This window comes from Peribacillus frigoritolerans (assembly GCF_004358755.1).
GTDB lineage: Bacteria > Bacillota > Bacilli > Bacillales > Bacillaceae > Bacillus_P.
This window is the reverse complement of sequence record NZ_SMZY01000002.1, coordinates 647,689-667,990: the sequence shown is the minus strand read 5'-3', so window position 1 is coordinate 667,990 and position 20,302 is coordinate 647,689. Positions and strand designations below refer to the sequence as shown.

General features: G+C 41.7%; 15 protein-coding genes, 1 pseudogene and 1 other annotated feature. Of the genes and pseudogenes, 14 read left to right on the top strand and 2 right to left on the bottom strand.

What is annotated here, in order from left to right:
• The first annotated feature begins 8 nt into the window (after positions 1–8).
• From E2R53_RS10740 to E2R53_RS10725, 4 genes are read left to right on the top strand one after another with little or no spacing between them, the layout of a single operon-like run.
• Positions 9–2,414 carry a glycoside hydrolase family 31 protein gene (locus tag E2R53_RS10740; protein WP_133311751.1) on the top strand — a complete coding sequence of 802 codons (2,406 nt, stop codon included), beginning with the start codon at positions 9–11 and terminating at the stop codon, positions 2,412–2,414.
• 1 nt (position 2,415) lies between these two features.
• A complete protein-coding gene (gene uxaC / locus E2R53_RS10735) occupies positions 2,416–3,822 on the top strand; it encodes a glucuronate isomerase (RefSeq protein WP_133311750.1) in 1,407 nt (468 codons plus the stop codon).
• 21 nt (positions 3,823–3,843) lie between these two features.
• Complete coding sequence (gene uxuA, locus E2R53_RS10730) at positions 3,844–4,935, top strand: mannonate dehydratase (protein ID WP_133311749.1); 1,092 nt, start codon at positions 3,844–3,846, stop codon at positions 4,933–4,935.
• Positions 4,913–5,758 carry an SDR family oxidoreductase gene (locus tag E2R53_RS10725; protein ID WP_133311748.1) on the top strand — a complete coding sequence of 282 codons (846 nt, stop codon included), beginning with the start codon at positions 4,913–4,915 and terminating at the stop codon, positions 5,756–5,758. The genes uxuA and E2R53_RS10725 overlap by 23 nt, the downstream gene beginning before the upstream one ends.
• A 160-nt stretch (positions 5,759–5,918) precedes the next feature.
• On the opposite strand, the gene E2R53_RS10720 is transcribed toward E2R53_RS10725, so the two are convergent.
• A complete protein-coding gene (locus E2R53_RS10720; RefSeq protein WP_133311747.1) occupies positions 5,919–6,566 on the bottom strand; it encodes a 2OG-Fe(II) oxygenase in 648 nt (215 codons plus the stop codon).
• A 212-nt stretch (positions 6,567–6,778) separates the two neighbouring features.
• On the opposite strand from E2R53_RS10720, the gene E2R53_RS10715 reads away from it, so the two are divergent.
• The 7 genes and pseudogenes from E2R53_RS10715 (at position 6,779) to E2R53_RS10685 (ending at position 16,087) form a co-directional block, all read left to right on the top strand.
• Positions 6,779–7,207, top strand: coding sequence for a hypothetical protein (locus tag E2R53_RS10715; RefSeq protein ID WP_133311746.1), 429 nt, complete (start codon positions 6,779–6,781; stop codon positions 7,205–7,207).
• 311 nt (positions 7,208–7,518) lie between these two features.
• Entirely contained in the window at positions 7,519–8,427 is a 909-nt protein-coding gene (locus tag E2R53_RS10710; RefSeq protein WP_286166186.1) for an ABC transporter permease, read from the top strand.
• 172 nt (positions 8,428–8,599) lie between these two features.
• On the top strand, positions 8,600–9,490 hold the full coding sequence (locus E2R53_RS10705; protein ID WP_133312255.1) for a carbohydrate ABC transporter permease: 891 nt from the start codon (positions 8,600–8,602) through the stop codon (positions 9,488–9,490).
• A gap of 51 nt (positions 9,491–9,541) precedes the next feature.
• Positions 9,542–11,179 carry an extracellular solute-binding protein gene (locus E2R53_RS10700; protein WP_133311744.1) on the top strand — a complete coding sequence of 546 codons (1,638 nt, stop codon included), beginning with the start codon at positions 9,542–9,544 and terminating at the stop codon, positions 11,177–11,179.
• 110 nt (positions 11,180–11,289) lie between these two features.
• A complete protein-coding gene (locus tag E2R53_RS10695) occupies positions 11,290–13,161 on the top strand; it encodes a histidine kinase (RefSeq protein WP_133311743.1) in 1,872 nt (623 codons plus the stop codon).
• Positions 13,136–14,650, top strand: coding sequence for a response regulator transcription factor (locus E2R53_RS10690; RefSeq protein WP_165970956.1), 1,515 nt, complete (start codon positions 13,136–13,138; stop codon positions 14,648–14,650). Before E2R53_RS10695 ends, E2R53_RS10690 begins: the two co-directional genes overlap by 26 nt.
• Before the next feature lie 419 nt (positions 14,651–15,069).
• A pseudogene (locus E2R53_RS10685) lies at positions 15,070–16,087 on the top strand (S66 family peptidase).
• Positions 16,088–16,173: 86 nt separating this feature from the next.
• Here the strand turns inward: E2R53_RS10685 and E2R53_RS10680 are convergent.
• Positions 16,174–16,356, bottom strand: coding sequence for a YolD-like family protein (locus E2R53_RS10680; RefSeq protein ID WP_133311741.1), 183 nt, complete (start codon positions 16,354–16,356; stop codon positions 16,174–16,176).
• A gap of 237 nt (positions 16,357–16,593) precedes the next feature.
• On the opposite strand from E2R53_RS10680, the gene E2R53_RS10675 reads away from it, so the two are divergent.
• From E2R53_RS10675 to E2R53_RS10660, 3 genes are all read left to right on the top strand, one after another.
• A complete protein-coding gene (locus tag E2R53_RS10675; RefSeq protein ID WP_133311740.1) occupies positions 16,594–17,412 on the top strand; it encodes a uroporphyrinogen-III synthase in 819 nt (272 codons plus the stop codon).
• A gap of 154 nt (positions 17,413–17,566) precedes the next feature.
• Positions 17,567–17,788 (top strand) — a binding site (T-box leader).
• A 142-nt stretch (positions 17,789–17,930) separates the two neighbouring features.
• Positions 17,931–19,022, top strand: coding sequence for a glutamate 5-kinase (proB, locus tag E2R53_RS10665; protein WP_133311738.1), 1,092 nt, complete (start codon positions 17,931–17,933; stop codon positions 19,020–19,022).
• An 18-nt stretch (positions 19,023–19,040) separates the two neighbouring features.
• Positions 19,041–20,288 carry a glutamate-5-semialdehyde dehydrogenase gene (locus E2R53_RS10660; RefSeq protein ID WP_133311737.1) on the top strand — a complete coding sequence of 416 codons (1,248 nt, stop codon included), beginning with the start codon at positions 19,041–19,043 and terminating at the stop codon, positions 20,286–20,288.
• Positions 20,289–20,302: the final 14 nt, after the last annotated feature.

Genomic DNA, 20,302 nt, shown 5'->3' with positions numbered 1-20,302 from the left:
TTTCATTCATGAGCATTAAAGAAACATATCCATTTACATTCGTAAAAGAAGAAAACAATATCGTTGAATTTCAGCTTGAAAACGGAACGGTAAAAGCTTATGTGTTCATTCTTGAAACGAACATTGTACGCGTTCTTTTTTCGGAAGGAAATTCACTGAAACTAAAGCAAACATGGAGTATCGCTCCCGGAATGGAAGACGTTCCTTTTGAAGGAAGAAACAGATTTGAGACGGCGGGATTTTCATTGCCCGGCTATCAGATCAAACAGGGTGAAGACGCAGTATACATCCAGACAGAAGCATTGAAGATGGACATTCAGCTTAATGGGTTTAAAGTGACGTGGTATACAAAAATTGAAGATAGCTGGATTCAAATGGCAAAAGACCGGGCGACACAGGCCTATCATTTTGAATATGCAGCAGGAGGAGAACCTGCCCATTATCTGCAGCGTGATTTAGAAGAGCAGTATTTCGGGTTTGGAGAAAAAACAGGTGCTGTAGATAAACACGGAAAGCGATACCGCATGCAGACAATTGATGCCATGGGCTATGATGCAGAGTACACAGACCCGCTTTACAAGCACATGCCGTTTTACATAACAAGAAATAAAAAAACGGGTGTATCTTTCGGTTTGTTTTATGACAATCTATCAAGCTCTGTTTTTGAAATGGGCTCAGAGCTCGATAACTATCACGGATTGTACCGCTATTTTCAGGCGGAAGACGGAGATCTTGATTACTATGTGATAGCGGGACCAAAAGTACAGGATGTGACTGAAACATTTGCGTGGATGACGGGGAAAACGATCCTTCCGCCAAAATGGAGCCTTGGCTATTCCGGTTCGACCATGAGCTATACGGATGCACCTGATGCGCAGAATCAGCTGAAGCAGTTTCTGGAACTTTGCCGCACACATGACATATTGTGTGAGTCGTTTCAGCTTTCATCCGGATATACGTCGATTGGCGATAAGCGATATGTCTTCACCTGGAATGACGACAAGTTCCCAAATCCTAAGGAATTGGTGAACGACTACCATGAAGATGGTCTTAAACTGTGTGCAAATATCAAACCTTGCCTGTTAAAAGACCATCCCTTATTCCATGAACTGGCAGAGAAAAAAATGTTTATTGAAAACCGTGAAACCAAGGATACAGAGATGGCCCAGTTCTGGGATGAGACTGGGGCTTATCTGGATTTTACAAATAAGGAAACCTACAGCTGGTGGAAATCACAAGTAAAAGAAAAGCTGCTTGACTACGGGATTGATTCAACATGGAATGACAACAATGAGTTTGAGATATGGAGCAAAGAAGCTGAATGTCATGGATTTGGAGAAAAAATCAGCTTTGATGTGATTCGTGCATTGCATCCTCTGCTCATGATGAAAGCTTCGTATGAAGCGCAGCAGGAATACAATCCAGAGCTTCGTCCTTATTTAATTTCAAGATCCGGCAGTCCGGGTATGCACCGCTACGTTCAAACATGGACAGGCGACAACCGGACAAGCTGGAAAACGCTGAAGTTCAACATCAAGATGGGAATTGGAATGAGCTTGTCCGGCCTTTATAATTTTGGTCACGATGTCGGCGGATTTTCTGGTCCTGCACCAGAACCTGAGCTGTTCGTAAGATGGATTCAAAATGGAATCATGCATCCTAGATTTACGATCCACTCTTGGAATGACGATCAAACGGTCAACGAACCATGGATGTATCCCGAGGTGCTTCCTGCAGTTAGAGACCTTATCAAATTCAGAACAAAACTTGCGCCATATCTATACACAGCACTGTACGAAGCGCATGCCAACTACAAACCGATTATCCGTCCAACTTTTTATGAATTTGAGCATGATGAAACGACATTTGAAGAAAACGATGATTTTATGCTCGGTGATAACCTGTTAGTCGCATCTGTTGTAGAAAAAGGGAAAAAACAGCGGGACGTCTATTTACCGCAGCACCACGGAGGCTGGTATGACTTCCATGATGGAACATGGTTTGAAGGCGGAGAGACAGTTACCATTCCCGCACCTCTTCATTATGTTCCCCTGCTTGTAAAAGGAGGAAGCATCCTTCCTGTTAATCTGGCGGACGTTTCATTTGCTGATAAACATAAAGATGAAAGAGGATTTCTGTTATTCCCAGAAAAGGGCAGCAGTGAATCCCTGTACAGATTATATGAAGATGACGGCGTGACCACTCAATACAAAGAAGACTTCGCTTATGTGGCTGTCAAAATGAATACAACGGAAACAGAGATTCATATAAACGTTGAGATAGAGGGGAAGTTCACTCTTCCATATGACACAGCAGCATTTATTTTGCCGCAGGGTGAAAAAAGAAAGCTGATTATAAACGGTGCAGAATATAAAAGCGGAGATCAAATCGATTTGAAAAAGGAGGAAATCTGAAGTGAAAAAATTCATGGATGACGATTTTCTATTAGATTACGAAAGCTCTAAAATTCTGTACCACGAGTATGCAAAAGATATGCCGATTTATGATTACCACTGCCATTTGAGTCCTGAAGAAATTGCAGGAAATAAGCAGTTTCGAAACTTGACGGAAATCTGGCTGAATGGTGATCACTACAAATGGCGGGCTATGCGTGCAAACGGCATCAGTGAAGAGCTGATTACAGGCAGTGCAATTGATAAGGAGAAGTTTGATGCCTGGGCAAAAACAATGCCGTCCTGTATCGGCAATCCTCTTTATCATTGGACTCATTTAGAGCTGAAGCGATATTTCAACATTGATTTGCCGCTGAGTGAAAAAACGGGAGACGAAATCTGGGAACGCTGCAATCAGCTGCTTCAGCAGAAGGATTTTTCTGCCAGGGAGATTATAAAAAAATCAAATGTTCATGTGATTTGTACAACAGACGATCCGGCAGATTCGCTTGCTTATCATAAGGAAATTCAGGCAAATGAAAGCATAGAGACAGCTGTGCTGCCTGCTTTCCGTCCAGATAAAGGCATTGAAGTTGCACAGCCTGGTTTTAAGGAGTATGTAGAAACTCTTTCTAAAGCAGCAAACATCGAAATAACCAGCTATCAGGATTTATTAGAGACTTTTGAACATCGTGTTGCTTACTTCCATGAAGCCGGGTGCAGAGTATCAGATCATGGCTTTGAACATCTTTTCTATGAAGAGGCAACGCTCTCAGAGGTTTCAGCGATTTTTGATAAGGCTATTCACGGTCACTCCATCACTTTATCTGAAGAAAATAAGTATAAGACCTTTACGCTGCTTCATCTTGGGAAATTGTATCATTCTCATGGCTGGGTAATGCAGCTTCACATTGGAGCGACCCGCAATAACAATACGAAAATGTTTAAGAAAATAGGTCCTGATGCAGGATTTGATTCGATGAACGATTTTGAACTGGCAAAGCCGCTGAATCAGTTTCTGAATCATCTTGACAAAGAGAATGAGCTGCCAAAGACGATTCTCTATAACCTTAATCCCGCACATAACCCGATCATTGCTTCAGCCGCCGGGAATTTTCAAAATGAAGAAGCAAGAGGGAAAATTCAATTTGGATCAGGCTGGTGGTTTAACGATCAAAAAGAAGGAATGATCCGCCAAATGACAGACCTTGCAAGCATAGGCATGCTCAGCAATTTTGTCGGCATGGTGACGGATTCCCGCAGTTTTCTTTCCTATACAAGACATGAATACTTCCGCCGCATTCTATGTAACGTAATCGGCGGCTGGGTCCACAAAGGGGAAGCGCCAGATGATTATGAATTGCTCGGACAAATGGTCCAGGATATTTGCTATAACAATGCCAAAAACTATTTTGAGATTACTAGATAATCAGATGGAGGGAAAACGTTTATGCAAATGACATTTCGATGGTATGGGGACAATGATCCTGTTACCTTACAAAATATTCGCCAGATTCCCGGTATGACTGGAATTGTATCCGCTATTTACGATATCCCGGTCGGAGAAGCCTGGACGTACGATAAAATTACCCGGCTCAAAAAGAAGGTTGAAGAGAGCGGATTACAGTTAAGTGTAATAGAGAGCGTCCCAGTGCACGAGGACATAAAGCTTGGTCTTCCATCAAGAGAACGGTATATAGAAAACTACAAAACGACGATTCGGAATTTATCCAGGGCCGGAATAAAAATTGTTTGCTATAACTTTATGCCTGTCTTTGACTGGACACGCTCATCCCTTGATTATGAGTTGCCGGACGGTTCGACTGCCTTAATCTATGAGGAAGAGAAAGTGAAGCAGATGAATCCTATAAACGGTGATTTAAAGCTTCCGGGCTGGGATACAAGCTATGAAACGGAGCAATTAAAAAGTCTTATGAACCACTATCAAACTGTATCTGAAGAAAAATTGTGGACGAACCTGTCCTATTTCATTAAAGAAATCATCCCCGTTGCAGAGGAAGAAGAAGTGAAAATGGCCATTCATCCGGACGATCCGCCATGGTCCATCTTCGGATTGCCAAGAATCATTAACAGTAAAGAGAACTTAGACAGATTCGTTCATTTATACGATAGTCCATACAACGGACTTTGTTTATGCAGCGGTTCGCTTGGGGCAAATCCAGAGCATGATTTCCCTGAATTTGTCCGTTATTTTGGCAGGAAAGGGAAAATCAATTTCGTTCATTTAAGAAATATAAAATGGACCGGTGAAAAATCGTTTCAGGAATCTGCCCATCTTTCAACGGATGGATCATTGGATATGTACGAGATTGTCCGCGCCTTAAGAGAAGTGGATTTTTCAGGACCGGCGAGACCCGATCATGGCAGAATGATCTGGGGAGAAACGGGGAAACCAGGTTATGGTTTGTATGACCGTGCTCTGGGTGCTACCTATCTAAATGGCTTGTGGGAAGCGGCAACAAAGGAAAAAAACAGACAAGCGGAAAAGGGGAATAAATATGAAGATTCCTTTTCAAATTAATTTAGACGGAAAAGTGGCTGTCGTTACTGGAGGAAGCGGTGTTCTGTGCAGCCAATTTGCCAAAGCTCTTGCTGCATGCGGAGCAAAAGTGGCTGTCATCAGCAGGCGGCAGGAATCTGTAGAACGTGTTGCTGAAGAAATCCGCGCAGAAGGCGGGACGGCTATAGCCCTTTCTGCTGACGTGCTTGATAAAACAAGCCTTGAGAGGGCAAAAGCAGAAGTGAATGAAAAACTTGGGTCCTGCAGCATTCTGATAAATGGCGCAGGCGGCAATCATCCTAAAGGGAATACCGATAAAGAATATTATTTCAATGAGGACTTGAACAACTCTGAAATCAATACGTTTTTTGACTTGGATTCAGAAGGAGTCCGTTCCGTCTTTGATTTGAATTTTCTCGGAACCCTGCAGACGACTCAGGTCTTTGGCAGAGATATGATTGAAGGCGATGTGATCATTAATGTCTCTTCAATGAATGCTTATACCCCACTTACGAAGATCCCTGCATACAGCGGGGCAAAAGCGGCGGTCAGCAACTTTACTCAATGGCTGGCTGTCCATATGTCGAAAGCAGGTATAAGAGTCAATGCCATTGCGCCTGGCTTTTTCTTGACAGAGCAAAATCGAAATTTACTGACGAACAGTGACGGCAGTTACACCGACCGGGCGAAAAAAATTCTTAACCAGACACCGCTTGAGAGGTTTGGAGATCCTGAGGATTTAAATGGCACGCTGCTCTGGCTTGTGAGCAATGAAGCATCCAGATTTGTGACGGGAACCGTGATTCCTGTAGATGGAGGATTTTCGGCTTATTCGGGAGTTTGATAGAAACTGCTTTTTCGTTAAGCGGTACGGTTAAAAAGTTAAATAGAAAAACCACATCATTTAATGACTGATGTGGTTTTTTGTTGAAAGGCATATTCTTGAATAGGGTTAATGACATTATTAAAACTTCTAATCTATCTTTTTTAATATGCAGCACCCGTTAAAATTCAGACTGTTTTTGTCTTCTCATCCATTGTGTTGCAACCCATTTTTCTCCAGCTGTAACAGGTGCTCCGCCATGTAGCGTTCGTTCATTTATGTTTTGATCGTTATAGAAATATTCGAAATACACGGCCATCCCTTTTTGTGGAGATACAGAAAAATTCAATTTAGGAAAAAACGTTTCTCCCCCATGCTCTACATCATTTAAGTACATGACCAACGTGCTGATTCTATTATTTTTTATGACTTTACTTGAAGATGTGAAAAAATCAAAATGAGGTTTATACTCTTGACCAGGACTATATTTAAGAATTTGAATGCCATCCCCATGTTCAATGGGTATGTTCATGATAGCTGATACTCTTTTTTCTATTTTAGTAATGGTGTCATTTTCATTTTCTTGAAAAAACATGCTGCTGCTTGTTCTTATCTGATTTATTTCGTGTGAAACTCCAATTTTAGAACGGTTTAATTTGTCTTTTGACAAGCTGATCAGTTCGTCGCATTCTTCGTCACTCAAAACATTTCCTAAAATGACGATTAGCGGTTCTTCTAATCTGGCAAGGATCTTAATTTCTCTATCTTCTGCTATAATTTTATTTCCAGTGTGATTGAAAATAGTTATTTCTTTACTATCAATTGTCAACTTTCATCTGCCCCTTAAGAGATTTAATCTTCAAGTTTATTGTTTTTGTAAGCGGTTTTCTATCATAATTATACCATGAACCACCTGCTATAAACTGTGCCTTTTAGCTAACAGGTGCTTTAATTTTTCAAAAAGATAGCTTGCTCAATGATAGGGCGCTTATCCAAAACAAGGTTTAACGGGATATAAATAGATAAGAGGGAGGAAGAAAAATGAACCTGCACATTCACATACCCGCAGCATCAAATTTAGAAAGCGATCCAACTTTTCCTATGCCGGAAGATTATAATTACTGGCCACCTTTAGTTGCACACTATTTAAAAAAATCCAGGTTAATTGAAATTCATTGCTGGAATGATGAAAGGCAAGTAATCGATGAGTTGAAAGAATTAGGAGTTTTTATAGTGGAAGCGGGAGAGAATATGACGAGATTCAAAGGGGATATGTCAGATGAAGCTGCCGATTTTCTGTTGAATCGTTTTTTGGATGGTGAAGGGAAGTTTAAATGGTTTTCTGTCTTTGCCGATCATTTTTCAAGCGAACATTGGGCAACAGAATTCATTATTGAGGCTGCTGATGCAAAGGAGACCGAAAGAATTAATTCCGTTACACCGGCTGAGACACAAATACATCAGTTCTAATAAGGGAAAACAGTCAGGAGAGACTGTTTTCCCTTATTTATTTGATTCCCGATGCTTCCATCGCTTAACTTGCTGCTTATCTTCGTTAGACCCTCTAAAAAAGAGATATTTAATAGATAAAATCCCCCTCCTCCATCCAAATCCAAAATTCTGATACCATAAATGAAATTTCCTAACTTATCTTCGCGGTCAGGTTTTCTTACAATGAAGACAGATAGAGAACATCATGAAATTGGGGTGGTGAAGAAATGGAAGCGAAGATTGTACAGGCGCAGGAGCAAGTGATCGCGGCCAGTACACGCAAAGAGAAAATGCAGCGCGATTTGAGAAGAATGAATTCTCAGAAGTATTTGCAGATCATGGCGCTGCTTGGTATGGTCTGGATGTTTATTTTCAACTATGTGCCGATGTACGGGCTGATTATTGCGTTTAAGGAATTCAGTATTATCAGCACGATCAGGGAGGCGCCCTGGGTTGGCTTGATGCAGTTCAAGGAATTTCTGCAGGATGAGAATTTTATCACGGTTCTCAAAAATACGCTTGGGATCAGCTTGATTAAGCTCATCATCGGGTTTCCGCTGCCGATTATTTTTGCTCTTTTGCTGAATGAGCTGACATCTCTGAAGTTCAAAAAAACGGTGCAGACAATTACGTATTTGCCTCATTTTCTTTCTTGGGTTGTTTTAGGAGGAATCCTGACAACATGGCTTTCAGATATTGGCATTATAAATGAAATTTTATTAAATCTTGGCGTGATTGATAAACGCATCAGTTTTCTTGCTGAACCGCAATACTTCTGGGGAATTGTGATTCTCTCAGATATTTGGAAGGAAATCGGCTGGTCCGCGATTATTTATCTCGCAGCGATTGCCGGAGTATCGACAGAACTTTACGAATCATCGACGATTGACGGAGCGAACCGCTTTCAGAAAATGTGGCACGTAACACTGCCTTCCATTCGTCCAACGATCACGATTTTATTCATTCTTGCAGTCAGCGGTGTGCTGAATTCTAACTTCGATCAAATCCTTGTGCTGCGTAATGCATTAAATGAAAGCGCTAGCAACGTAATTGATATTTATGTCTATCAAATGGGTGTGCAGAATGCTAGATACTCTTATGCAACTGCAGTTGGTTTGTTAAAAGCGATTATTGCCTTTATCCTGCTGTTTGCGGCAAATAAAATTACGAAAAAATTAGATGGCACATCTTTATTTTAAAAAGATACAAAGTTGTGCGCATTGATGTCTGGCTCCACCGCCCAACTCCTCGGCCAGAACATCCGTCAAAAAAGTCGGGACCCGGACTTTTCCGCCGGATTCTTATCTGTCTGTCGGAGCTAAACGGGCGCTTGAGCTTTTCTTATAAGGAGGCGAAGGAAACGTGCTGAAACTGTTCAAACTCAATCGCAGAACGAAAAGTGAATACATTTTTGACAATATCAATGTTGTCGTCATGTTTATCATCTGTGCGATTACGCTTTATCCCATTTGGTATGTGATCGTCAACTCCTTAAATGAAGGTGCCGATGCCATGAATGGCGGAATCTATTTCTGGCCGCGCGAGTTTACCCTGCAAAACTATGAAGCGGTATTCGCGAATTCAGGTATTTTGACTTCCTTTGGCGTAACGATTGCCAAAACAGTCATTGGGACGATTACTCATGTCTTTTTCACAGCAATGGTCGCTTATGCGATTTCACGCAGAGATTTATATGGCAGAAAACTGTACATGATGATCGGAATCATCACGATGTTTTTCAGCGGAGGATTGATTCCTTACTTCCTCTTAATCAGAGACCTTGGCTTGTTTGATAACTTTCTTGTGTATATCATTCCAACCATGTTTAACTTTTTCCATCTGATTATCTTTGTCTCCTTTTTCCGGGAGCTGCCGCCATCGCTTGAAGAGGCAGCAAAGATTGATGGAGCGAATGATTTCGCTATTTTCATTAAGATTATTGTTCCATTATCAATGCCTGTTATTGCGACAATCGCTTTATTTCAGGGAGTGTATCAGTGGAATGACTACTTTGCAGGGGTCATTTTCGTCAACAATCCAGATCTGCAGCCGATTCAGACTTATCTTTATAAAGTAGTCGCAGAATCAAGCTCGAATCAGATGATGATGAACGCACCGGGAAGCATTACGACGAAAACCGTCACATCCCAGTCTATAAAACTCGCAACAATGGTTATTACAACGCTGCCAATCGTGCTTGTCTATCCATTCCTGCAGAAGTATTTTGTCAAAGGTATGTTAATCGGCTCTGTAAAAGGCTGATGCATAGAGAAAGAAAGTCCATTATAATCAAGTATTAGAGAGGGGTTTACTATGAAAAAGTTAAAAAGCTTTTCGATTTTCCTGATTTCGATCCTCCTTATTTCCATGCTCTCTGCGTGCAATAATGAAACCGCTTCCTCAGGTGAGAAAGAAAACAAGAAGCCTGTTTCTGCGGATGAGCCTGCCTGGAAAGCAGATACTTCACCAATCACATTTGACTGGTACATGAACTTTTCGTGGTTCGCTTCCAAATGGGGAGAAGACGCTGTTTCCAAATATGTAACAGACAAAACAGGTGTTTCAATCAATTACATTTCTCCAGCTGGAAATGAAGCGGAGAAAATGAATACAATGATTGCATCAGGGAAGCTTCCTGACTTTATCACGCTTGGCTGGTGGGAAGATGCTGTGAAGAAAATGCAAGAGGGCGAGCTTGTTCTTCCATTAAATGAGCTTGCTGAAGAATATGATCCATATTTCTTTAAAGTAGCAGACAATGCAAAGCTTGAATGGTATAAGCAGGAAAATGGAAATGTGTATGCTTATCCAAATGCTTCTTCTTCACCTAAGGACTTTGAAAAATACAAAGATTTAAAGCCTTCTAATCAAACATTTTTAGTGCGAAGAGATATGTATGAAGCTTTAGGCAGCCCGGATATGAGCACGCCTGAAGGGTTTATTTCAGCTCTTAAAGCAGCTCAGGAAAAATTCCCGGAAGTAAACGGCGCGCCGATGATTCCAATCGGACTAAATGAGTTTACGGATGTCGGCAACGGATCGCTTGAAGGATATCTTCAAAACTTCCTTGCGATCCCAATGGAGAAAGACGGAAAGCTTTATGATCGTACAGAAGATCCTGAATACGTTAAATGGCTGAAAACGTTCAGAGAAGCAAATGAAGAAGGACTTCTTGCAAAAGATATTTTTGTAGACAAACGTCCGCAAATGGAAGAAAAAATTGCGCAGGGCCGTTATTTCGCGATGCTGTATCAGCGCAGTGACATGGCTGCACAGCAGCAGGCTCTTTTTGCAAAAGATCCAAATTCCGTATACATCGCTGTTGATGGTCCTGCGAACTCAGCTGGTGATCAGCCAACCCTTGCAGGAGACAGCATTTCAGGGTGGACAGTAACATTGATTTCTAAAGATGTAAAAGATAAAGACCGTGCGATTGCCTTCTTAAGCTATTTGATCAGTGAAGAAGGACAAAAAGATTTCTTCTTTGGAGAAAAGGACGTAACGTATGAAGAAAAAGACGGAAAACCTGAATTTAAACCTGAAGTGTTAAAGCTTCTAAGCTCAGACCGCACAGCCTTTGATCAGCAGTACGGAGCATCATACAAGCACTGGATGCTGATGGATACAAACATGAGTCTTCCATGGAACCCGCCAACGGCTGAACCGTTTAAACAAATGGAAGATTGGACAAAAGGAAAAACAATGAGTTTTGCAGAATTTGATGGCTTGAATCCAACAGGCACTTCTTCTGAAGCAATTTCCAGCACGAAAATCAGCCAGGAATGGGGTAAAACGCTTCCTAAACTCCTGCTTGCCAAATCCGATAAGGAATTTGACAAGATTATGAAGGGGTACTTAGAAAAACGCGAAGACCTTGGCTATGAAAAAGTGCAGAAATACCAAGAAGAAATGTACAAAGAAAATAAGAAAAAGCTAAGTGCTGGAGAATAATAAATAAGAAAAGGGCTGCTTCCGGCAGCCTTTTTCCCTATATTGGACCTGCCACAGTAAAGATGTATGGTTTATACTGAAATGACTACTTACAGACAGCAGGTGCGGACATGTTTTCATTTAATAAAATTAAAACCTCTATATATGAGTATTTCCTCAGACTCTCTTTGCAAAAAAAATTCATAGCTTTATATATTTGCATTATTATGATTCCCGTCATCACCTTCACGCTCATTTACACAAGACAAGTCGATGACAGTGCCATCAAGGATATTACCAATAAGAATGAATACTTGCTTGAAATTGAGAAGGTTCATATTGAAAATAACATCGAATCCATGCGGCGGACGGCTCAAATGGTTGTGTCTGACAATGAGTTTATCGATTTTGTCAAAACTAGAGATGAAACGAATGTGAATGATTTGCTGAATTTTAAAATGAATGCGTTCTCAAATGTCTCCCGTCTTCAAGTGAATAACCCGACGATTGAAAACATTCATCTTTATACGAATAATCCTTACGTGAACGAAATGTGGCCAATTCTCTTCAGTGAAGACAGAATCAAAGACAAGCCATGGAAGCAGGAAACGATTGCCCGAAACGGCATGGAGTTCTGGTGGTTTGAACAGCAGGATTATGATATTTTGGGTCGCTACCCGTACCGTGCAAACGCTAAAATTTCCGTGCTGAGGGAGCTTGATTATCCTAAGGATGAACACCTCGGCATCATTGAGATCAGCATGCTGCAGAAAAATTTCTTCCCGAAAATGTTCAGTGCCGTTGATTCGGTTGATTCTTCGATCGTGGTTGTCGACAAAAACAATAATTACATCATCAACCCGGAAAACAGCTTTCTCAAAAACAATCAGATTGATATGAAAAGCCTGACCAAACAATTTGAGAACAAGAAGAAAAAAGGGACTTTTTCCTTTCAGTATATGAATAAAGAAACCCCGATTTTAGTAGGGGCGATCTATTTGGAAGGCATTGATTCTTATATGCTGAACATTGTTTCTCTGCAGACGATTTTTGCAGAGACGGAGAGCACCAGGAATCTTGTGCTTGGCGGCATTATTTTTCTTGTGCTGATCCTTTCTTATCTCACTTATCGGATCATCTCTTATCTGCTGAAAGAAATGTATAAACTGATGAATACGATGAAAGAGGCGGAAAGCGGAGATTTTGGCGTAAAAGTTGACGTCGACGGCTACAGTGAAATCGGTCAGCTTGCCTATCATTTTAAAAGCATGCTGTCTAAAATCAACCGCTTAATTGCAGATGCAGTCAACAAAAACGCCGTGACAAAAGAAGCCGAGCTCAGAGCCCTGAAAACACAAATAGATTCTCATTTTCTTTTTAACACGCTTGAAAATATCAAAATGATGGCTGAAATCAAGGGAGATTACGAAACGTCGGATGCTGTCACTTCCCTTGGTTCGATGATGAGATACAATCTCAGATGGAAAAATGACTTTGTTCTTTTGCAGGAAGAGCTGTCGCATATTAAAAACTATGTGGACATTATGAATTTGCGTCTTGAAGGCCGGTTGACACTTATGATTGATGTTCCGGATGAGCTGATGGCGACCGAAGTACTCAAAATGTCACTGCAGCCGATTGTTGAAAATGCGGTAAAGCATGGGCTGGCCCCTGTTCTCTATGAAAAGCAGGGAGAGATTAAGCTACATGCGTACCGGAATGAAACGGATATTGTCATTGAAATTACCGACAATGGCATTGGCATGACGGCTGAAGACGCTCTGAACCTGAATGAAAAAATCAATTCCGGTTTGGATGCCGAATCGAATAGAGGAACGGGAATCGGATTAGTTAATGTGCATGAGAGAATGCAGCTTCTTTATGGAGAAGAATACGGACTTGAGGTACAGAGCAAAGAAGGCGAATACACGAAAGTCGCCTTTCACGTGCCAAGTTTCATTGCAAAGGAGGAGAATCTTGTTGTACAAGCTCTTAATCGCTGACGACGAAAGCAATATCAGGCGCGGAATCCAGGCCATGATCGAGCGGGAGTTTTCAGGAGAAATCGAAACTTTTCTAGCAGGAGACGGATTGGAAGCATCTGAACAATTAAACAATGAAAAAATCGATATATTAGTAACGGATATCAAAATGCCGCGCATGAATGGAGTGGAGCTGATTCAATCCCTTCAGGAAAAGGATCAAATCCCCGTTCTCATTATATTGAGCGGCTATGACGATTTTGAATATACGAAAGCTGCAATCAAATGCAGGGTAAAAGATTATTTGCTGAAGCCTGTTAATCGTCATGAGCTTTTTCAAACGATCCGCAGCACACTCGATGATTTTAAGAAAACAGAGACGATTACACAGCGTGAACTTGAAGAGGTGCAAAGCAGCCAGCTGCAATACATCCTGCTGAATCCATTGATTACGGAAGAACAAATAAAAGAAATATGCAGCAAAATCCAGCTCGATCTCTCTGCTGAAAGCTATTATACCGGAGTGATTGACATTGAAAATGGGATCGAATCCGTTAAAAACTATCTGGAAAAAATCGATATTCATTCTTATTGCTTTTTGGATCAAAAAGAGCGGACCGTTATTCTTTCAGAAGACAAGAACATCTTTCCGTTTTTAAAAGAACAGTTGGGCTCCGTGCCGATCGGGTTCAGTGATGGGAAAACCGACATCAGGCTCCTAAAGGCCTCATACCTGGAAGCGGCAGAAGCGGTGAAATATGGATTTCTCTACCCAAGAAACCAGCTGATTGATTATAAGGATATTCAATCGAGAGAAGAAAACGTGCTGCCTCCGATCGATGAAATCAAAAAAATAAAGAACATGCTTGGCACTGTTCGGGAGCAGGAAATCAAATCACTCCTCTTAAAGATATTGGATTATGAAAAAATCACGACTTATTCAATCAGCTACCTTGAAGCAGTCAACAAAGAAATAAACAGGCTGATCTTTGACAGTTTCTTTGCAAGGTTTGGAGAGGAATCTGCGGAAACGTTTAAACGCATTTCAAAAACGGGGTGTCTTTACAGCTTCCGTGATTTTTATCACTACCTGCATGAAACGCAGAATTTGCTTATGCGACTGCACGAATATATGAAACAAACAAAATCCATCTCTTCTGAGCAAAACCACCTGGAGCAGGCCATGCAGTATATTCAGGAGAACTATTATAAAGATTTAAACCTTGCTGTCGTATCCAATCATATTTCTCTGAACTACTCTTATTTCAGCCATGTCTTTAAAGAAAGCACAGGTCAAAACTTTGTTGATTACTTGAAACAGGTCCGCATCCTTAACAGCAAAAAATGGTTACGTGAATCAGATCTGAAAGTATTTGAAATCAGCGAAAAGGTCGGCTACAAAAACCCTAAACAATTTGCGCGCGTGTTTCGTGAAATAGAAGGAATCTCACCGAAGGAGTATAGGGAGCAGGTCCGCGAGGCTGGGAGTGAAATGGAAAAAAGTAAGTAAATGATTTAAATGAGAAAGTGATTTTGCTGAACCGGACAGTAAATCAGATCGAGCAGACAGTAAATTAAGAAAATGGAAAGTAAATCGAATCAATCGGAAAGTTAATTAAGAAAATGGAAAGTATGATCAAAAAAATCTTGAAGGATTCTCTTTTCTTAATAAAAAGGCTATTTTCATAAATATTGTTGCTAACGGATTAAATGTTAAAAGCCTTAAGTGGATTGAAGCGGAAGGAACTTGACTCCTGCGGGAAGTAGAGCAAATTGGGAGACCCCACAGGCAAAGCCGAGGAGGCTCCCATGCTCCCCGCGGAAAGCAAGTTCCTGGAGCGGAAAGGAACGGACAACATTTATAATGTTAACAAATATCTATGCGAAAACAGCCTGAAAAAAACACCTAAAACGTTCAGGAGGAAATCTATGATTACCTATCCTATCTTAAAAAATGATGCAACAATCGGAGTAACCGCACCTTCATCGGGAGTACCATCTGAACTGCACGATATTCTTACCCAAGCCTGCAGCCGCATGGAATCCAAAGGCTATAAAGTAATCTGCGGTGAAACAGCCTGGACGCAGGAAAAAGCTAAATCAGCCCCTGCCAAAACAAGAGCTGAAGAATTTAACCGCATGATGCAGGACGAGGAAATCGATTTAATCATCCCTCCATGGGGCGGAGAGCTTTTGATCGAAATGATTGAACATATTGACTATGAATCAATCAAACAGAAATGGGTGCTTGGATACTCAGATATCAGTCTGCTGCTGTTTGCAATTACTCTAAAGACAGGAATGGCGACGGCTCATGGAACGAACCTTGTCGATTTAAGAGGCGAGAAGTCTGATCCAACTACAGCAATGTGGGAAAACGTTCTGAAGACAAAAATCGGAGAATCGATTCTTCAATTCTCCTCAAGCCATTACCAGAAAGAGTGGCAACACAACAATCCGACGCCGCATATTTTTCATTTAACTCAAAGCTACAGAATGGAAGACGGTGTCCAATCGGTCAGAAAAAACAGAAGGCAGGCTGCTCGGAGGATGCATCGATGCAATCAGACAACTGGCCGGAACACCATTTGGGGATGTTAAAACATTCAGAGAACAGCATATCCCGAACGAACCCATTCTCTGGTACTTCGAGAACTGTGAGCTTTCAACAGCCGATTTGCGCAGATCCCTTGTTCAGATGAAACTTGCAGGATGGTTTGAAAACTGCTCAGGCATTTTGTTCGGAAGAAGTGCTGCAAATCATCCAGTCGATCAGTATACAGTGCTTGATGTATACGAAGATTTGACTGAGGAATTGAACATTCCGGTCATTTATGACATCGATTGCGGTCATCAGCCTCCGCAAATCACGCTGATTAACGGGGCTTATGCGGAAGTGAAGGTGGAGAATGGTTCGGGAACGGTTCTGCAGAGTTTTAGAGAATAGATGAGAGAAGAACTGTTTTGAAAGAATTAGGAAGTTTATAAGGAAAAGAAAAAGAGCATCATTTGCGCATGATGCTCTTTCCTGTGTCAATAAATCTCTTTGATCCCCGCAAGCCTGATCGAGAAAATGTTCTTGTTCTCGTCTTCTAAAGAAAGCGTCTGATCGCTCAGGTCCAGATTATGGACGCGGCCCTTTAATGTTTGAATCGCACCGTCAATGTAGTAGTTCACCGTTACTAATTTATTCCGTCTCAATGCTTTTAAGATCATGATGATTTCTCCTTTCACATGTTGTTATATTTAAAGTTAATTAATCTGTAAAATTGGGTTTCTGTGAGTATATTTCCATTATACTATAAGATTGTGAAAGCGATTACATAAAGTTTGAACACTTTGTGAAAAAAAACACATTGAGAGGTTATTAAGATAAGATTGATAGATTGATGGTGGAATGATACCTTTATTATAAGAAAAAATCGATATAGTCAGTGGAAATGGGGATATAACATGGGAAAAGGTTTAGAAGGAAAACGGATTGTCATCGCAGGTTCACGAAAAACAGATGAAATCAGCACGTTAATTGAAAAGCAGGGGGGAATACCGCTAGTGCGTTCTCTGCAGGGAACCGTCTTTTTGGCGGAGGAACAGGTTGAACCCGATCTGAGAAAATTTATTCAAGAAGGTGCCGATTGGGTTATCTTTACAACGGGTATAGGAACGGAAACGCTTTTAAATCTTGCCCGGAAACTGGGGGAAGAAGGAGCTTATTTGAAAAGAATTCATCAGGCGAAAATCGCATCCAGAGGGTACAAAACGTTTGCTGCTCTGAAAAAGCTTGATTTAGCACCCGCTGCAAAAGATGATGACGGGACGACAAGAGGGCTTGTGCGCGCTTTAGAAAACGAGGATTTAAACGGTAAGAAGGTTATGGTTCAGCTTCACGGGGAAACAGCTCCAGCGCTGATCAAATTTCTTAAAGATAAAGGCGCTTCTGTTCTGCAGGTTTTGCCTTATCAGCATATAGCTCCCGACGAGAAGGCAGTCAGCCTGCTTTGTGATGAAATGCAGAGCCATCAAGTAGATGCAGTTTGTTTTACAGCGGCGATACAAGTGCGCGAATTTTTTACCTATGTGAAAAAAAATGGGTGCCTGCAGGAAATTCTTCATGCATTTAATACTGATGTCCTGCCTGTGGCAGTTGGAAAAATTACGGCAGAAGCTTTAACGGAAGAAGGCGTCCGCAATCCGCTTGCACCTGATCTTGAGAGAATGGGTGCCATGATTATTGAGCTTGCAAAGTATTACGAAGAAGCAAAAATAAAATAAAGGATGATGCATCATGCCAAAATGGCTGAACAACACGGTATATATTTTGGTCTTAATTCTCAGCATCGGATGTGTATCGCACGGTTTTGAGTGGAAAAAATAACAGAGGAAGTTCTTGACATAAAGACATTTACTCCGCATAATATATAAAAATCAATGAACGTTGAAGAGGGACTAGTATGCGGGTCTTTATGTGACAGAGAGCGGGGTTTATCAGCTGGAAGACCCTGCCGCAGCAAAGCCGCAGAACCTGCCCTCAGAGTCCTATGCCAAAAACATAGGCGCCATCAACCTGGCGTTATCAGGCAAAGCGGGATGCTGCGTGCATCCAACTAAGGTGGTACCACGGAAAAGCCAAGCCCTTTTCGTCCTTTCTATAAGGATGAGAAGGGCTTTTTTTGTATTTATCGTTTTAATCGGTTCGGATAAAAACGTCAAATTCGGCTGGGAAAAGCAAGTTATCGCAAACAAGAAAATGCAGCCAGCAATTATCCATTCAAATTAGGAGGTCCAATCCCATGAAAAAACGTATTGTCGTTAAAATCGGCAGCAGCTCCTTAACAAACCGCAAAGGAGAAATTGATCAGGAGAAGTTTACCGATCATATTGCGGCAATCGCTGCCTTAAGAAAAGAAGGCCATGAAGTGCTGCTCGTCTCATCGGGAGCAGTAGCCGCAGGCTTCAGAAAACTGGGCTATCCGGCAAGACCTGTTACGCTAAAAGGAAAGCAGGCAGCCGCTGCGGTTGGACAAAGTCTCTTGATTCAATCCTATATGGAGCAGTTGGGCAGTTTTGGCATCATTCCTGCGCAAATTCTGCTCACCCGCAACGATTTTTCAAAAAAGGACCGCTATAAAAATGCCTATGCCACCATTCGCGAGCTTCTGGACCGCGGCATTCTGCCAATCATCAATGAAAACGACACTGTCTCCGTAGAAGAATTAACGTTTGGCGACAATGACATGCTGTCAGCTCTTGTCAGCGGTCTTGTGCAGGCAGATCAGCTGATCATTTTAACGGACATTAACGGATTGTATGACTCCAATCCTCGTGAAAATCCTGAAGCTAAAAAATACGATCAGCTTCAGGAAATCACAGATGAAATGATGCAGGGAGCTGAAGGTGCTGGATCACTCGCAGGAACAGGCGGCATGAAATCGAAGCTGATTGCTTCAAAAACGGCGCTGACTTTAGGCGTGAACATTTTTATCGGGGTAGGAATTGGAGCAGGAAAATTCATTGAAATTCTTGAAGGAAAAGGCGATGGAACTTACATAGGCGGAGACAGCCGTTCCTTCATCAACAGCAGCAAGCAATGGATTGCCCTGCACTCACTCGTCAGAGGAACAATCTATGTTGATCAAGGCGCCGAGCTTGCATTGACCGCAAACGGCAGAAGTCTTTTGCCGGCGGGCATTTACGACATTACCGGAACATTTGAAGCAGGTGACGTCGTAGAAGTTTTCGGAACAAACGGTCTGCTTGGAAAAGGAGAAGTGCTCTATTCATCAGAAAGCCTGAAACAAGTAATGGGGAAACGAAGCCACGAATTAACAGACGAAATCAGCTCTATAGAAGTAATTCACCGCGACCGCTGGGTCAAAGCCTGAAACGGAGGGGGAAAAAACATGAGTGAAGTGCTAAGAAAAGGCAAGGCAGCCAAAGCTGTCAGCTATCAATTAATCGAAAAAACGACGGAAGAGAAAAACACGGCATTAGAAAAAATTGCCCAGCAATTAGAAAACGAGCAAGACTATCTCATCGCCGAAAATCAAAAGGATCTCCAGTTTGGAAAAGCAAATGGCGTATCTGACTCTATCCTGGACCGGATGCTGCTGAATAAAAAGCGCATCGAAGACATGGCACACGCCATTCGTCTCTTGATTGAACTCCAAGACCCAATTGGAGAAATCCTTGAAACGATCGAAAAAGAAAACGGACTTCATATTCAGAAAAAGCGTGTTTCGCTTGGAGTAATCGGCATGATTTACGAAGCGAGGCCAAACGTCACCATTGATGCCGCAACTCTTTCATTAAAAACAGGAAATGCGGTCATTCTAAGAGGGAGTTCATCCTCCATCCATTCAAATAAAGCGCTGGTAGCTATCATCCATCGCGCTCTCGAACAAACCGCTATTCCGCAGGATGCTGTTCAGCTAATTGAAGACACCAGCCGTGAAACAGCGAAAGAGCTTTTCACTCTTAATGAATACCTGGATGTATTAATTCCTCGCGGCGGAAAAAAATTAATCGATACAGTTGTTAAAGAATCAACTGTTCCGGTCCTTGAAACAGGCGCTGGGAACTGTCATATTTACATCGATGAATCAGCAGATCCGATCATGGCTGAACGAATTGTTCTAAATGGAAAAACACAGCGTCCATCAGTATGCAATGCGATTGAAACGATATTGATCCATGAAAACTGGCTTCAAGCCAATGGAGAAACTCTATTGAAGAAGCTTCATGAGCACGCTGTTGAAATCTTTGGAGATGAGCAAATCCGGTCCATTTTTTCAAAAGCAAAACCAGCCGCTGAAGAAGACTGGAGCACGGAATACTTGGCGCTTACCGTAAGTATCAAAACAGTTAAGAGTGTAGAAGAAGCCATTCAGCATATCAATCAATATGGAACGAAGCACTCAGAGGCCATCATTTCGCAAGACGCAGCACATGCAGCTCAGTTTCAAACACGGGTAGATGCAGCAGCTGTTTATCATAATGCATCAACACGGTTTACAGATGGCTTTGAGTTCGGATATGGAGCAGAGATCGGCATTAGCACGCAAAAATTGCATGCAAGGGGGCCGATGGGGCTGCCTGCTCTCACCTCAAGCAAACACTTTATATATGGAAATGGACAGATCAGGGAATAGCTAACTATATTAAG